Consider the following 14,680-nt stretch of genomic DNA (forward strand, 5'->3'; position numbering starts at 1 on the left):
CTGTACAAATAACAATGTTATTCATACGAATTTTATTATCAGCTTTTCCAAATTTTTAAAGAGCAAGAGATACAAAAACCTCTCAAAATTAAACACACTCTATTCTCAGGCTATTTAGCTGCCCGATAAAGAATATTTATTTTTAAGAAGTAAAAGTGGTGGAGCTAAGCAGGATCGAACTGCTGACCTCCTGCGTGCAAGGCAGGCGCTCTCCCAGCTGAGCTATAGCCCCACATATGCTGGTCTTATTGTTTAGTTACCGACTTCGTGAAGAAGTGGTGGGTCTGAGTAGATTTGAACTACCGACCTCACCCTTATCAGGGGTGCGCTCTAACCAGCTGAGCTACAGACCCAAACAATAAGTGTTGTTCTCTTTACAATAACAATCATCTGTGTGGACACTACGAACAAATAAGTTCTAAATCGTATAAGGAGGTGATCCAGCCCCAGGTTCCCCTAGGGCTACCTTGTTACGACTTCACCCCAGTCATGAATCACTCCGTGGTAAACGTCCTCCCGAGGGTTAGACTATCTACTTCTGGAGCAACCCACTCCCATGGTGTGACGGGCGGTGTGTACAAGGCCCGGGAACGTATTCACCGCGTCATTCTGATACGCGATTACTAGCGATTCCGACTTCATGGAGTCGAGTTGCAGACTCCAATCCGGACTACGACGCACTTTAAGTGATTCGCTTACCTTCGCAGGTTCGCAGCACTCTGTATGCGCCATTGTAGCACGTGTGTAGCCCTACACGTAAGGGCCATGATGACTTGACGTCGTCCCCACCTTCCTCCGGTTTATCACCGGCAGTCTCCTTAGAGTTCTCAGCATTACCTGCTAGCAACTAAGGATAGGGGTTGCGCTCGTTGCGGGACTTAACCCAACATCTCACAACACGAGCTGACGACAGCCATGCAGCACCTGTATCAGAGTTCCCGAAGGCACCAATCTATCTCTAGAAAGTTCTCTGTATGTCAAGTGTAGGTAAGGTTCTTCGCGTTGCATCGAATTAAACCACATGCTCCACCGCTTGTGCGGGCCCCCGTCAATTCATTTGAGTTTTAACCTTGCGGCCGTACTCCCCAGGCGGTCTACTTAATGCGTTAGCTTTGAAAAACAGAACCGAGGTTCCGAGCTTCTAGTAGACATCGTTTACGGCGTGGACTACCGGGGTATCTAATCCCGTTTGCTCCCCACGCTTTCGTACATGAGCGTCAGTGTTGACCCAGGTGGCTGCCTTCGCCATCGGTATTCCTTCAGATCTCTACGCATTTCACCGCTACACCTGAAATTCTACCACCCTCTATCACACTCTAGTTTGCCAGTTCGAAATGCAGTTCCCAGGTTGAGCCCGGGGCTTTCACATCTCGCTTAACAAACCGCCTGCGTACGCTTTACGCCCAGTAATTCCGATTAACGCTCGCACCCTCCGTATTACCGCGGCTGCTGGCACGGAGTTAGCCGGTGCTTCTTCTGTCAGTAACGTCACAGATATGAGGTATTAACTCACACCCTTTCCTCCTGACTGAAAGTGCTTTACAACCCGAAGGCCTTCTTCACACACGCGGCATGGCTGCATCAGGCTTTCGCCCATTGTGCAATATTCCCCACTGCTGCCTCCCGTAGGAGTCTGGACCGTGTCTCAGTTCCAGTGTGGCTGATCATCCTCTCAAACCAGCTAGGGATCGTTGCCTTGGTGAGCCATTACCTCACCAACTAGCTAATCCCACTTGGGCCAATCTAAAGGCGAGAGCCGAAGCCCCCTTTGGTCCGTAGACATTATGCGGTATTAGCAGTCGTTTCCAACTGTTGCCCCCCCCCTCAAGGCATGTTCCCAAGCATTACTCACCCGTCCGCCGCTCGTCAGCAAAGTAGCAAGCTACTTTCTGTTACCGCTCGACTTGCATGTGTTAGGCCTGCCGCCAGCGTTCAATCTGAGCCATGATCAAACTCTTCAATTAAAAAGTTTTGTGTCTTTCGACAGCTCAATGAATTCTGAATTTATTTAATATCTTTCGATATTGAATTGACTGTGCTGAATAACTACCGAAATAATTATTCTGTTGGTCACTCAGTTTCAATTGAGACTCTAATTTGTTTGCCTCACTACCTAAGTAGCTTGGCTGTTAGAACTCAATCTGTACGAGTGCCCACACAGATGATTGCTTTATATTGTTAAAGAACGTTGCGACGTTGTCGCTAGGGATGCGTATAATACATCCTTTATTTTTCGAGTCAATACTTTGTTTTAAACTTTCTTACGATAATTTAAAACCGAAGTTTTACTTAACTCTCTGATTAACTTTTGCCTCGCTATGCGTTGGCGCCTGCCGTCTCAGTGGGGTCGCATTATAGGGAGAACAGATTTTTACGCAAGTACTTTTTCAAAGAAAAACTAAAATAAAACACTGTTCGGTCACTATATGAGCGAAAGCCCTTAAAACTGATAGTTTTATAAACAATATAGGCTTTACTGGCACTGAAATAAGCACTACTGCTACACTAATGCACTTAATATGTTTAATTTAAAGGTGCATATATGGCAATACGTTCTTATAGAGGAATTACCCCTGCGTTTAATAAGTCTGTTTATATAGACGAGTCGTCTGTATTAGTCGGTGATATTACTATAGGCGATGATAGCAGTGTATGGCCTTTAGTTGCTGCTCGCGGCGATGTTAACCATATTCGTATTGGTGAGCGCTCTAATATTCAAGATGGCAGTGTATTACATTTATCGCGTGCAACTAAAAGTAATCCAGATGGTTACCCTCTTATAATAGGCGATGATGTAACGGTTGGTCACAAAGTGATGCTACATGGGTGCGTGCTTGGTAACCGTATACTCGTGGGTATGGGTGCGATTATCATGGATAATGTAATTGTAGAAGATGATGTTATTATTGGTGGGGGCTCGTTGGTACCACCAAATAAGCGCCTGGAATCAGGCTATTTGTATGTAGGAAGTCCAGCAAAGCAAGCCCGTCCATTGACTGAGCAGGAGCTCGCTTTCTTAAAAATATCGGCAGATAACTATGTCCAATTAAAAGATGAATATCTAGCTGAAGCTAACTAATTCCACTTCAATTTGACCTGCCGAGTTATAACTTTCTTCTTCTATTAGTTGCTCGGCACGTTCTTCGTATTCAAAACGGTATTTTTCAAAATAATCTGTAGCGTGACTTTCATCCGTGAGTTTAAGTTTACTTATCGCAATAACACACTCCACCAGCATGCCACTCACTTGAGCAAAAAACACTAACTGATGATCAGGCTCTCTAAACTCGAGTCTATCTATAAATTGTACAGCTTGGTTCATTTTAGTGAGCCTTGTTTAAGCGCTTTAACCACGGGAAGAATTTCTGGCATTTTGTTATGCCAAACATAATAAGCTTGTGCTGCCTGCCCTACCAACATACCACTGCCATCTAAAAGCTTAGTATTGTTACTATGCTCTGCAACCCAGTTCATAAAAATAGTGTTTGTCAGTGAATAAAACATATCGTATGCAACATCACAGCATGTTAAGTGCTTTTTATCTAGGGCTGGCAATTCGTTATTCATGCTGCTAGATGTTGAGTTTACAATTAGTGAGTAATTACTTACTGGTAAACCATCGAACCCATAGCCTGAAACTTTTCCGTATTCAGCAAATAGCAGAGCTAAGTCTTTTGCTTTTTGAGCGGTACGATTAACAATAATAATTTCTGCGGGTTTTTGTTCAAGCAATGGTAATATAACCCCCCTTGCAGCACCACCAGCACCAATTATTAAAATACGCTTATTTGTAATCACAACTTTATTAGCAAGGAGGTCATTTACAAAACCAACACCGTCGGTGTTATCTCCTAATAATGTTCCATCTTTTCTTTTTTTAAGTGTATTAACCGCGCCGACTATTTTAGCAAGCGGTGTAAGTTCATCAGCCATTGCAAACGCCTGCTCTTTAAATGGCATGGTAACGTTCGCACCTTTTCCACCTTGCTCAAAAAATGTCGATACTGTTTTTTCAAAGCTGTCGATAGGTGCTAATATTGCGCGATAGTCGATTTGCTCACCTAGCGAGATAGCAAATTGTTTATGTATCGCGGGGGATTTTGAATGTTTAATTGGATTTCCAAAAACCGCATATTTGTCCATTTTAAAACAACCTCTTTGCAGCTAAGTGCTGCTTATAATCGATGATAAATAATATGATTAAACGACTTTTTTCTAAATCTAAGCCTAAGAAAGTAGATCAAACACCTACACCTGAAAAAACGCCTTACGAAATCATTGGCGGAGAGAAAGGTGCACGCGCTATTTCTGAACGATTCTACGACATTATGGCCTCAGATGAATACGCTAAACCGTTATATGATATGCATCCTCAACCATTAGATAGAATTCGCCAAGTCTTTTTCGAGTTTTTATCTGGTTGGTTAGGTGGGCCTTCACTATTTGAGCAAAATCATGGGCAGCCCATGTTACGTAAACGCCATATGCCATTTTTAATTGACCAGAACTTACGGGATCAATGGATGTATTGTATGAACAAAACTCTTGATATTGAAATTGACAACCCACTACTTCGAGAAGGGCTTAAAAACTCATTTGCTCAGCTAGCAAGCCACATGATTAACCAACATTAATCATAAACAATAAAAAAGACGCTTTCGCGTCTTTTATATTGTTTATATTTGCCACTCTCGGGCTATTAGCTCTTCTGGTTTACTTGAAAGCCAAGCTTGTGGTCGCAAGTAATACTGATATAAGTTTGCCTCAAGGCTGTTTTCAGCTGGTGTAAAGTTATACTCCCAGCGCGCTAGTGGTGGCATCGACATTAAAATAGACTCTGTTCGCCCGCCACTTTGCAATCCAAATAATGTGCCTCTATCCCACACTAAGTTAAACTCAACGTAACGACCACGGCGGTAGAGCTGAAAGTCACGTTGCTGTTCAGTGTACTCATCGTTTTTGCGACGTTCAATAATCGGAATATAGGCATCTAAAAAGCCATTGCCGACTGACTGCATAAATGCAAAGCTTTGCTCAAAGCCTAGTTCATTTAAATCATCGAAAAATAAACCACCCACCCCACGTGTTTCATCACGATGTTTAAGGTAAAAGTACTCATCGCACCATGTTTTGTATTTTGAATAAACATCACTACCAAACGGCACACATATATCGTGTGCAACTTGATGCCAATGCTGTACGTCTTCAAATACCGGGTAAAAAGGGGTTAAATCAAAACCTCCACCAAACCACCATATTGGCTCTTCGCCCTCTTTTTCTGCTATAAAAAAGCGTACGTTGGCATGACTTGTTGGTACGTGCGGGTTTTTGGGATGAATAACAAGTGAAACCCCGCAAGCATGAAAACTACGCCCTGCAAGCTCTGGCCTATGGGCGGTTGCAGAACCTGGCATGGATGCGCCAAATACATGAGAGTAATTTACGCCCCCCTGCTCAATTACGTTACCATCAGTAGTTACTCGAGTACGGCCACCACCGCCTTCAGCTCTTTGCCAGCTATCTTCGACAAATTTAGCACTGCCATCTGCAGCTTCTAGCCCTTGGCAAATGGTATCTTGCAAAGCCATAAAGTAGGCTTTTACTTGTTCTAATAATTCGCTTTGCATATTACCCTCTAAATACTTTACCGGTCATGGCATCTTTTATTGTGCTGGGTTGAGTGTTTCCACCTAACGGCTCATCAACATAAAAGCCAACTTGATCAGCAAATTGCTCCTTTGCTTGCTCAATGCTTATTACTGTTTCTTGGCCTGTTAAATTTGCACTGGTTGATACCAGTGGCTTTCCAAACTCTTGGCATAAGCGCTTAACTGTTGGGTGATTTGTTACCCTAACCGCAATAGTATCAAACTGCCCTGTTAACCATTTTGGTGTGCTTTTTGCCGCTGGCATAACCCACGTAATAGCAGCAGGCCAACTAGAAAATATGTCTGCACGTTTGTCCATAGGTACTTTAGCATCATCAACATACTTTAATAATTGCCCATAATTATCAGCAATTAAAATAAGGCCCTTTTCAACTGGTCGCTGCTTAATTGCCAATAATTTTTCAACAGCATGCTGATTATCGGGGTCACATCCTAAGCCGAACACAGCCTCTGTTGGATAAACAATAACTTCGCCTTCATTTAAACATGTAAGTGCTGAAGGCGTATTTGAAAGTTCTGACAAGATGGTCTCCAAAAATGTTAAACGTTATTGAGTAAGCTTATGCATGCAACTTTTTTGCGGGCATTGCAGTAGTGTACCATTTGCCATGTGTCTTTCTATTACGATGGGCCAATCACATTTTGGACATGGCTGCTCTACAGGTTTATTATTAAGCGTGTATTTACAGCTAGGGTAGCTGTCGCATGAGTAAAATACTTTACCAAACTTATTACTGCGAGCAACTAAGTGGCCTTTTTTGCATTTTGGGCATGCTGGTAACGTAGCCTCTTGTTCCTTTTGCTCGTTGTCGTTTGCAATATAATGGCAATCAGGGTACCCCGTACAACCAATAAACATACCGTAACGGCCATTTTTAACCACCAGCGGTTTGCTGCATTGAGGGCAAGAGGAATCTTCAAGTACTTTTATTTCGTTACTTTCGTGTTGTACTAATGGCCTAATAAAGTCACATTGAGGGTAACTTGCACACCCCAAAAAAGGGCCTGACTTACTGTTGCGGATCACTAACTCTGAACCACACTGTGGGCATACTTCGTATTCTTTTTCTAAGGCGTGCTTATTCGCCGAGAAAAGCGAATGGTCGATTTTACTCATAGTGTTCCTAAGAGGTAAGTGAATTTTCGCCTAATATACCCAAACCACTTAAAGATACAAGCTATGCTATGCGCTTCATCTCTAGTAATTTGGGTTATATAAATAAATTCATAAGGTATTAATGCAATAACTCGGTGGGCTCATCAAAAATTAAGTCTTCCATTTGCTCATATGCTTCTTCAGAGCCGGGGACATTAAATAACACCATAAGCACTATCCACTTTAAATCATCTAAGCTAATCGCTGGCTTATCAAGTGCTGCAAGCTTATCCATAACCATTTCACGGGTAATACTGTTAATAACCCCAATTTGCTCAACAAACATTAAAAAACCACGGCACTCGACGTTTAACATATTGCATTCGCTTTCTGTAAATATACGAATAGCGCGCCCTGGGTTAGCGATTAAATAAGGAGATTCATCGCTGTGTTGTAAATCGGCTAACTGTTCTAGCCAATTTAAGGCTTTAAATATTTCTGGTTTATTAAAGCCTGCACGAACTAACTCGTCGGTTAATTCATTTTGCTCAGCAAAAATGTCAGCTTCGCTATGAATGTAATTTTCAAATAGATACATAAGAATATCGAACATGCTACCTTCCTACGCTAAGCCTAATATAACCATCTAAAATGCGTTCAATTTGATCGTCTAACTCTAAATCAAGCAACCTTGCCAGTACTTTATCTATTGGCCATTGAACACGGCGTACAATATCGTCAACAGTTGTTACCTCAAACCCAATACTGTTTAAAACTTCACAATCACTACTTTGCTGAAGCGTCTCTTCTTTACTATATAGACCGCTTTGATAAGAAAAGCTCACTTCATCTAAAATATCTGTCACATTTTCAACAAGTTTAGCACCCTGCTTAATTAAAAAGTGGCTGGCTTGTGCAAGCGGGTTTTTAATAGAGCCTGGTACTGCAAACACCTCTTTATTTTGTTCAAGCGCATAACGCACAGTAATTAATGAGCCGCTTTTAATTTCAGCTTCAACAATTAATACACCTAAAGATAAGCCCGAAATAATCCTATTTCGGCGAGGAAAATTATGTGCGTTAGCGGCGGTTCCGGGTAAAAACTCACTAATTAATAAACCACTATTGAGTACTTGTTCTGTTAATAGTTTATGGCGTTTAGGGTAGTAAATATCAACACCCGTGCCTAAAACCGCGATAGTTTTACCATTCCCTGCTAAAGCACCTTTATGTGCTGCGCCATCTATTCCTCTAGCCATGCCCGATGTCACAGTAATACCAGCCTTTGTTAATTCGTAGGCAAACTCGGAGGCTATTTCAAGCCCTGTAGGGGTGGCGTTACGGCTACCAACAATGGCTATTTGCGAGCTAGAAAGTAAAGACACATCGCCCTTACAAAATAGTAATAAAGGTGCGCTAGCTATGTGTTTTAGTGAATCTGGGTAACGTGTATCAAAAAAACAAATAACTTCAATATTATGCTCTGCAACAAGCCGCTCATAATGCTGTACTTTTTGCCAATCTGTATTGAGTAAATTACTAGCCTGATTAGCCGTTAACCCTAACTCGTGTAATTTAGTGTGGGGTAAGTCAAACAATGACTCAAGTGGGTGGTGTTTAGATAGGGCTAATAAGGTTTTTGTGCCTAATCCCTTACACATATAAAAGGCAAGCCAGTGAGCTAACTTGCCTGATGACTGATCCATGCTCTCTCCTAGAGCACCGACTCGCTACTTCTTAATGAATAACTGCAATATCTCCAACGCGAATTGGGTGCTGGTTTTTTGTTATTAATGCATAACTTACTTTGTCATACACTTTGAATACGATTAACTCGCCTACTTTTTCTTTAGGCATTTTCCATGTTGTATTATCTTCGTCAGCTTTATTACTAAACAACTGACTTGCATCAGATAACAGTTTTTCAAATTTACTTGAATCCTCTGGGTAACGAGGACCACGAGGGCCATCAATAACCGTAGGTGACTCACGCTCTAAATCTAAAACATGACCTGGTTCAATATTTTGCTCGCTGCCTAAGTTTAGCACTACAACATCCATCGTGCTGAATTCTCTTACTTGGCGAGGAGACGCTATAACTTGCCCTTCTACTGGCTCTAGTGGGCGGTGAATATCAAAATAGGCTGGCAGCAACTGCCCCTCCATTGCTGGCATTAAAAAATCACCTTGTTTAATTTCTCGTTTTACTGACTCAACACGTAATGACGACGGCACACCATTACTTTCATCGCCACTTCTAAACGCTCGCGCCATGCCAACGTACGATGCACGCGTTGCTAATACTTCGCCTGTGTTTAAATCTCTGTAGGGTTCACCCTCGTTGTAAATCGCATAAGCACCATGTACTTTTAAGTCACCTTTAACGTATAAAATATGGCCTAAAGTTTGGGTTTTTGTGTTTTCGTTAGCACCTAACACATACGGCATATTTTTTATATCGTCGCTGTTAATCGCTTGCTCGTAGCTTAAATAAGGTTTAATCATTTGCAAAGGTAAGGTGGTAATTGCATTCAACCCTTTTGGGGTAATACGTCCTTGAGGTGACAGCTTTCGGTACGCTTTATTAATAACTAAACGTGGATTTCCGTCAGCATCGTATATAAGTGCCAACGCATCACCCGGATAAATTAGGTGAGGGTTATCGATTTGCGGGTTCATTTGCCATAGTTCTGGCCATAACCATGGCTCATCTAAATAAATGCCAGATATATCCCACAACGTATCACCTTTTTTTACAACATACTGTTTTGGTGCATCTTTTTTTATTTTTAACACATCAGCAATCGCCCCAAAAGAGGTGCTTAGTGCCAGTATGATTGCAACTAACGGAAATTTCATTGAGCTTCCTTGTATTGTTTTTTCATTATTATTGCCCAAAACCTGTTAAAGGTGAACGTGAATGGCTAAAATAAGAGCATACAATACCCTAAATTAAGCACAAGTGAAAAAGGTAACTAATGGCTAGGTTAGAAGTTTTAAGATTTCCAGATGAGCGTTTACGTACAATAGCAAAAGATGTTGCAGACGTTGACGACCAAGTTCGCCAAATTGTAAAAGACATGCTCGAAACCATGTACGACGAAAATGGCATTGGTTTAGCAGCAACACAAGTAAATATCCACCAGCGTATTGTGGTTATTGATGTCTCTGAAGAGCGTGACGAACCACTGGTATTAATTAACCCGCAAATCATTAAAAAAGATGGGTCAACGATTAGCGAAGAAGGCTGTTTGTCAGTGCCTAACTCGTACGCAAAAGTAGACCGAGCAGAAACAGTGACTGTAGCTGCACTAAACGAAAACGGTGAAGAATTTGTGTTAGACGCAGATGAGCTATTAGCTATTTGCATTCAACACGAACTAGACCACCTTCAAGGCAAGCTATTTATTGATTACTTATCTCCATTAAAGCGCCAACGTATTCGTAAAAAGCTTGAAAAAGAAGCTAAGTTTGCAGCACAGTAATTAGTACCTTAGGAAAACTCAGTGATCCAACCATTACGCATAATATTTGCCGGTACGCCGGATTTTGCCGCACGCCATTTACAAGCGCTAATAAATAGCGAACATGAAATTGTGGGCGTATATAGTCAACCAGATCGCCCAGCAGGTCGTGGTAAAAAATTAAAAGCGAGCGAAGTTAAAGCGCTAGCACTTGAAAATGACTTGCCTGTTTTTCAGCCTCAGTCATTAAAAAATGATGAGGCACTTGCAGAGCTCACCGCTTTAAACGCCGACATAATGATTGTGGTGGCCTATGGCTTAATTTTACCCAAAGCTATTTTAAATGCGCCACGCTTAGGCTGCTTAAACGTGCATGGTTCTATACTACCTCGCTGGCGTGGTGCTGCGCCTATTCAACGTGCAATTTGGGCGGGTGACGAGGAAACGGGCGTAACCATAATGCAAATGGATGAGGGCTTAGATACCGGCGACATGCTGCATATTAGCCGCTGTCCTATTAGTGACACAGAAACCAGTGCCAGTTTATATAACAAACTAGCAGAGTTAGGTCCTAGTGCATTAATCGACACCGTTAATAAGCTAGCTAATGGCGACATTACCCCTCAGCCTCAAAATGATGAGCTAGCTAACTACGCTAAAAAACTCTCTAAAGAAGAAGCAAATATAGATTGGTCTATGAGCGCCGTGCAAATAGAACTTAATATTCGCTCTTTTAATCCTTGGCCAGTGTGTTTTACCCAAATGGGCGAACAAACCGTAAAAATATACCAAGCGAAAGTAGTTGATCAATCAGGTAAGCCAGGCGAAATTTTAACAAGTGATAAAAACGGTGTTGTGGTTGCCTGTGGTGAACACGCTTTAAGTATTACTCAGTTACAACCGCAAGGTAAAAAACCAATGGCAATTAGCGACTTTTTAAATGGTCGCAGTGACTGGGTTAGCCCTGGCACACTATTAGGCGAAAATAATGAATAAAGTACAAAACGTACGAGCGCTAGCCGCTGAGACTTTATATAACGTGGTTGATAAAGGCGCTTCGCTTAATCAAGAACTACCATTTGCAAGCCAAGGTTTACCACCAAAAGACAAAGCACTGTTACAGCAAATTTGTTATGGCGTATTACGCTACTTACCTAGCCTTGAAAACTACTGCCAACATTTAGTAGAAAGCCCACTAAAAGGTAAACGCAGAATTTTTCAGTTTTTACTCTACGTAGGTATTTATCAATTGCAGCACATGCGCGTTCCACCGCATGCAGCAATAAGCGAGACCGTAAATGCACTGGGTCAAATGCGTGCACTAGGGTTAAAAGGGTTAATAAATGCTATTTTACGTAGCTTTCAACGCCAGCAAGCAGAGCTTGAAGAAAAAGCAAAGCTTATTCCAGTGTGTTTATACAACCACCCCAATTGGTTTATTAAACAGGTAAAAGAAGCCTACCCAGAAAACTGGGAAGCCATACTTGAAGAAAACCAGCAACAAGCACCAATGTGGTTACGTGTAAATCAATCACAATTTAGCACGCAAGAATACAGTGATATGCTAACGGCTAACGATATAGAACATACATTAAACCCAAACTTCATAGACGGGATTAAACTAGCCAAGCCGCGTGATGTTTTTTCACTTCCTGAGTTTGATACGGGTGCTTGTTCAGTGCAAGATGCAGCAGCGCAATTAGCTGCTCGCTTTTTAGAGCCAAAAGATGATGACGTTATTTTAGATGCCTGTGCAGCACCTGGCGGTAAAACATGCCATATATTAGAGCTTGCCGACGCCGACGTACTTGCACTTGATAGCGATGCCACTCGCCTTGAACGCGTAAAGCAAAACTTAACCCGTATAGGTTTAGGTGCCGACCTACAATGTGGTGATGCATCGCAACCGCACACATGGTGGGACGATGAACAGTTCGATCGTATTTTATTAGACGTGCCTTGTTCAGCAACCGGCGTTATTCGTCGCCACCCTGATATAAAATGGCTACGCCGTGCATCCGACATTGAAGACTTAGCCGCACTACAAGGCGATATACTCAATAGCATTTGGCCTCTACTCAAGCCTGGTGGTACATTGGTATATGCAACATGTTCGGTTCTTCCAAAAGAAAACCAACAACAAGTTGCTAAATTTTTAGCTAATAACGATGACGTAGAGCATATTCCACTTCATGATAAAGACACCCTCACCACACCGGGTTTGCAGCTACTTCCGGGTGAAAGTGATGGTTTTTATTACGCTAAAATGGTTAAAAAAGCCTAGTTAAACAAGGCTTAATAACGCGTACAACAAGCCATTTTTAAATTTAAAAATGGCTTTTTATTACTACTTAATACACTGGTAAATAATGAAAATAATCATACTCGGTGCTGGACAGGTTGGCGCCACGCTAGCTGAAAACTTAGTAGGCGAACAAAACGAAATTACCGTAGTAGATATTGACGGTAACCGTATACGCGAACTGCAAGATAAATACGACCTTCAAGGTGTAATGGGCCACAGTGCTCACCCTGATGTTTTGCGCCGCGCCGGCGCAGACGATGCCGATATGATTATTGCGGTAACCAGCTCAGATGAAGTAAACATGGTGGCGTGCCAAGTGGCGTATAGTATTTTTAATACACCCACTAAAATTGCCCGAATTCGCTCTGAGCAGTATTTAAAATACCGTGAAAAACTTTTCCAAAACGATGATTTACCAATCGACCATTACATTGCCCCAGAAGCGTTAGTTACTAAGTATATACGCCGCTTAATTGACTACCCTGGCGCATTGCAAGTATTGCAGTTTGCCGATGGTATGCTCTCGCTAGTTGCAGTAAAAGCCTATTACGGTGGTTTATTAGTGGGCTATGCCTTATCTGCATTAAAAGAGCATATACCCAATGTAGAAACTCGCGTTGCAGCTATTTACCGTCAAGGCAAAGCCATTAAACCGCTCGGTACAACCGTTATTGAAGCCGACGATGAAGTGTTCTTCATTGCGGCAACCAAACATATACGCGCCGTAATGAACGAACTGCAGAAGCTTGAGCGTTCATACAAAAAAATAATGATTGCTGGTGGCGGTAACATTGGTGCAGGCCTTGCTCGCTCTCTTGAAAAAAATCACACCGTTAAGCTAATAGAGCGCAGTAAAGAACGTGCTGAACAGCTTTCAGAAATGCTCGACAACACGGTAGTATTTTGTGGCGACGCCTCCGATCAAGAACTTCTTTCTGAAGAACATATCGAACAAGTGGATGTGTTTATCGCCGTTACCAACGACGATGAAGCCAATATTATGTCGGCCATGCTTGCCAAACGCATGGGCGCGCAAAAAACCATGGTGCTTATTCAACGTGGTGCGTATGTAGACCTAGTACAAGGTGGCGAAATAGACATTGCCATATCGCCGCAACAGGCAACAATTTCTGCATTGTTAACCCATGTACGTCGAGGTGATATTGTTAACGTGTATTCATTGCGTAAAGGGGCTGCAGAGGCTATTGAAGCAGTTGCTCATGGCGATGAAAATACCTCCAAAGTAGTTGGCCGTGCAATTGCCGATATAAAACTACCAGCCGGAACAACTATTGGGGCCATTGTGCGTAACGACGATGTACTTATTGCCCACGACGACACCATTATTATGTCGGGCGATCACGTGATTATGTTTTTAATTGATAAAAAGCATATCAACGTAGTAGAAAAGCTCTTCCAAGTAAGTGCTATATTTTTATAACGCATCAAACACAAAAAAGCCGCTGAACATGGCGGCTTTAGTGGAGTATGATTGGGGCTTATCAATGCTACTGTACTTTGGAAAATTCTTCTTTAGAAAGCTCACCATTTCCATCTGTGTCTAAATCTTTAAAAATTTTCACTAGTTGTGAGTTTACTTGAGCTTCTTCCATGCTGATAACACCGTCACTGTTGCTATCAAACGATGCAAAGTCTACCGCTGCATAAGCTGCTGAAGAAGATGCTAAAACTAAAACCGCAAGTGTTGTATTTAATGTTTTCATAGTGATGTTCCTAGTAAAATGAGAAATCCTTTTCTAAGATCCCTGTCTGTGAAAAATAGCTAAACCAATACCGGTTAACTTTAAAATTTTGCAAACTCGTCTTTAGACAGCTCACCGTTACCATCTGTATCTAGCTCTGTAAACTCAGCCATTAAATCAGTGTCTATTGCCGCCTCACTTGGGCTAATTGCTCCACTGCTGTCGGTATCTAAACTGTCAAAATCTGATGCTGCAAACGCAGCTGAAGAAGACGCTAATGCAATAAGTGCTAGTGCTTTATTTAAATGTTTCATAACTTAATCCTTCATGCTTAATGTTCTATCAAAAAAATGGGCTTATTACCTTTTAAAATGGTTTCACTTCCTTGTTATCCTTTTTCGTAAGCTCCCTTGCTTACTTAGGTTGTCTTTGGCAACTCAGGA

Annotated in this window: 16 protein-coding genes, 2 tRNA genes and 1 rRNA gene; 6 read left to right on the top strand and 13 right to left on the bottom strand. The window is 41.9% G+C overall.

Annotation, left to right across the window (positions count from 1 at the left end; translation table 11 throughout):
• Nucleotides 1-156 precede the first annotated feature (156 nt).
• The 3 genes from PMAN_RS13960 to PMAN_RS13970 form a co-directional block, all read right to left on the bottom strand.
• Nucleotides 157-232 (bottom strand) — tRNA-Ala (locus PMAN_RS13960).
• Between the two features lie 44 nt (nt 233-276).
• Nucleotides 277-353, bottom strand: a tRNA-Ile gene (locus PMAN_RS13965).
• A 75-nt stretch (nt 354-428) separates the two neighbouring features.
• Nucleotides 429-1,964: ribosomal RNA gene (locus tag PMAN_RS13970) — 16S ribosomal RNA — on the bottom strand.
• Nucleotides 1,965-2,542: 578 nt separating this feature from the next.
• Between PMAN_RS13970 and PMAN_RS13975 the strand changes: the two genes are divergently transcribed.
• A complete protein-coding gene (locus PMAN_RS13975) occupies nt 2,543-3,079 on the top strand; it encodes a gamma carbonic anhydrase family protein (RefSeq protein ID WP_010558126.1) in 537 nt (178 codons plus the stop codon).
• Here the strand turns inward: PMAN_RS13975 and PMAN_RS13980 are convergent.
• Together PMAN_RS13980 and aroE are read right to left on the bottom strand one after the other, a co-directional pair.
• Complete coding sequence (locus tag PMAN_RS13980) at nt 3,062-3,322, bottom strand: DUF1488 family protein (protein ID WP_008130816.1); 261 nt, start codon at nt 3,320-3,322, stop codon at nt 3,062-3,064. The genes PMAN_RS13975 and PMAN_RS13980 overlap by 18 nt on opposite strands.
• Nucleotides 3,319-4,143: a shikimate dehydrogenase gene (aroE, locus tag PMAN_RS13985; RefSeq protein WP_010558125.1), complete on the bottom strand. Its 825-nt coding sequence runs from the start codon at nt 4,141-4,143 to the stop codon at nt 3,319-3,321. Before aroE ends, PMAN_RS13980 begins: the two co-directional genes overlap by 4 nt.
• Before the next feature lie 53 nt (nt 4,144-4,196).
• Between aroE and PMAN_RS13990 the strand changes: the two genes are divergently transcribed.
• Nucleotides 4,197-4,634: a group II truncated hemoglobin gene (locus tag PMAN_RS13990; RefSeq protein WP_021032469.1), complete on the top strand. Its 438-nt coding sequence runs from the start codon at nt 4,197-4,199 to the stop codon at nt 4,632-4,634.
• A 42-nt stretch (nt 4,635-4,676) separates the two neighbouring features.
• Here PMAN_RS13990 and hemF read toward each other — a convergent pair whose 3' ends face one another.
• The 6 genes from hemF to PMAN_RS14020 form a co-directional block, all read right to left on the bottom strand.
• Complete coding sequence (hemF, locus tag PMAN_RS13995) at nt 4,677-5,627, bottom strand: oxygen-dependent coproporphyrinogen oxidase (protein WP_006794008.1); 951 nt, start codon at nt 5,625-5,627, stop codon at nt 4,677-4,679.
• Nucleotide 5,628: 1 nt separating this feature from the next.
• The gene (gene tsaC / locus PMAN_RS14000; protein WP_006794007.1) at nt 5,629-6,192 is read right to left on the bottom strand and encodes an L-threonylcarbamoyladenylate synthase type 1 TsaC; all 564 of its coding nucleotides are present in this window, start codon (nt 6,190-6,192) and stop codon (nt 5,629-5,631) included.
• 24 nt (nt 6,193-6,216) lie between these two features.
• Nucleotides 6,217-6,786: a DNA topoisomerase family protein gene (locus PMAN_RS14005; RefSeq protein WP_010558124.1), complete on the bottom strand. Its 570-nt coding sequence runs from the start codon at nt 6,784-6,786 to the stop codon at nt 6,217-6,219.
• A 118-nt stretch (nt 6,787-6,904) separates the two neighbouring features.
• A complete protein-coding gene (locus PMAN_RS14010; RefSeq protein WP_006794005.1) occupies nt 6,905-7,378 on the bottom strand; it encodes a DUF494 family protein in 474 nt (157 codons plus the stop codon).
• 1 nt (nt 7,379) lies between these two features.
• On the bottom strand, nt 7,380-8,471 hold the full coding sequence (gene dprA / locus PMAN_RS14015; protein WP_010558123.1) for a DNA-processing protein DprA: 1,092 nt from the start codon (nt 8,469-8,471) through the stop codon (nt 7,380-7,382).
• Between the two features lie 31 nt (nt 8,472-8,502).
• Nucleotides 8,503-9,624, bottom strand: coding sequence for a LysM peptidoglycan-binding domain-containing protein (locus PMAN_RS14020; RefSeq protein WP_006794003.1), 1,122 nt, complete (start codon nt 9,622-9,624; stop codon nt 8,503-8,505).
• Nucleotides 9,625-9,743: 119 nt separating this feature from the next.
• On the opposite strand from PMAN_RS14020, the gene def reads away from it, so the two are divergent.
• From def to trkA, 4 genes are all read left to right on the top strand, one after another.
• Complete coding sequence (gene def / locus PMAN_RS14025) at nt 9,744-10,250, top strand: peptide deformylase (protein ID WP_006794002.1); 507 nt, start codon at nt 9,744-9,746, stop codon at nt 10,248-10,250.
• Nucleotides 10,251-10,271: 21 nt separating this feature from the next.
• On the top strand, nt 10,272-11,225 hold the full coding sequence (gene fmt, locus PMAN_RS14030) for a methionyl-tRNA formyltransferase (RefSeq protein ID WP_010558122.1): 954 nt from the start codon (nt 10,272-10,274) through the stop codon (nt 11,223-11,225).
• Nucleotides 11,218-12,513: a 16S rRNA (cytosine(967)-C(5))-methyltransferase RsmB gene (gene rsmB / locus PMAN_RS14035; protein WP_010558121.1), complete on the top strand. Its 1,296-nt coding sequence runs from the start codon at nt 11,218-11,220 to the stop codon at nt 12,511-12,513. The genes fmt and rsmB overlap by 8 nt, the downstream gene beginning before the upstream one ends.
• 85 nt (nt 12,514-12,598) lie before the next feature.
• Complete coding sequence (trkA, locus tag PMAN_RS14040; RefSeq protein ID WP_006793999.1) at nt 12,599-13,975, top strand: Trk system potassium transporter TrkA; 1,377 nt, start codon at nt 12,599-12,601, stop codon at nt 13,973-13,975.
• 67 nt (nt 13,976-14,042) lie between these two features.
• On the opposite strand, the gene PMAN_RS14045 is transcribed toward trkA, so the two are convergent.
• Nucleotides 14,043-14,258, bottom strand: coding sequence for an EF-hand domain-containing protein (locus tag PMAN_RS14045; protein WP_010558120.1), 216 nt, complete (start codon nt 14,256-14,258; stop codon nt 14,043-14,045).
• 80 nt (nt 14,259-14,338) lie between these two features.
• On the bottom strand, nt 14,339-14,551 hold the full coding sequence (locus tag PMAN_RS14050) for a calmodulin (RefSeq protein WP_006793997.1): 213 nt from the start codon (nt 14,549-14,551) through the stop codon (nt 14,339-14,341).
• Nucleotides 14,552-14,680 lie beyond the last annotated feature (129 nt).

Source organism: Pseudoalteromonas marina, assembly GCF_000238335.3.
Taxonomy (GTDB): Bacteria; Pseudomonadota; Gammaproteobacteria; order Enterobacterales; family Alteromonadaceae; genus Pseudoalteromonas; species Pseudoalteromonas marina.

Coding starts and splice junctions, on each gene's coding strand:
- PMAN_RS13975 (WP_010558126.1), top strand. CDS start 2,543: ATGGCAATACGTTCTTATAGAGGAATTACCCCTGCGTTTAATAAGTCT.
- trkA (WP_006793999.1), top strand. CDS start 12,599: ATGAAAATAATCATACTCGGTGCTGGACAGGTTGGCGCCACGCTAGCT.
- aroE (WP_010558125.1), bottom strand. CDS start 4,143: ATGGACAAATATGCGGTTTTTGGAAATCCAATTAAACATTCAAAATCC.
- PMAN_RS14020 (WP_006794003.1), bottom strand. CDS start 9,624: ATGAAATTTCCGTTAGTTGCAATCATACTGGCACTAAGCACCTCTTTT.
- PMAN_RS14010 (WP_006794005.1), bottom strand. CDS start 7,378: ATGTTCGATATTCTTATGTATCTATTTGAAAATTACATTCATAGCGAA.
- PMAN_RS14045 (WP_010558120.1), bottom strand. CDS start 14,258: ATGAAAACATTAAATACAACACTTGCGGTTTTAGTTTTAGCATCTTCT.
- dprA (WP_010558123.1), bottom strand. CDS start 8,471: ATGGATCAGTCATCAGGCAAGTTAGCTCACTGGCTTGCCTTTTATATG.
- def (WP_006794002.1), top strand. CDS start 9,744: ATGGCTAGGTTAGAAGTTTTAAGATTTCCAGATGAGCGTTTACGTACA.
- rsmB (WP_010558121.1), top strand. CDS start 11,218: ATGAATAAAGTACAAAACGTACGAGCGCTAGCCGCTGAGACTTTATAT.
- PMAN_RS13990 (WP_021032469.1), top strand. CDS start 4,197: ATGATTAAACGACTTTTTTCTAAATCTAAGCCTAAGAAAGTAGATCAA.
- PMAN_RS14005 (WP_010558124.1), bottom strand. CDS start 6,786: ATGAGTAAAATCGACCATTCGCTTTTCTCGGCGAATAAGCACGCCTTA.
- PMAN_RS14050 (WP_006793997.1), bottom strand. CDS start 14,551: ATGAAACATTTAAATAAAGCACTAGCACTTATTGCATTAGCGTCTTCT.
- PMAN_RS13980 (WP_008130816.1), bottom strand. CDS start 3,322: ATGAACCAAGCTGTACAATTTATAGATAGACTCGAGTTTAGAGAGCCT.
- hemF (WP_006794008.1), bottom strand. CDS start 5,627: ATGCAAAGCGAATTATTAGAACAAGTAAAAGCCTACTTTATGGCTTTG.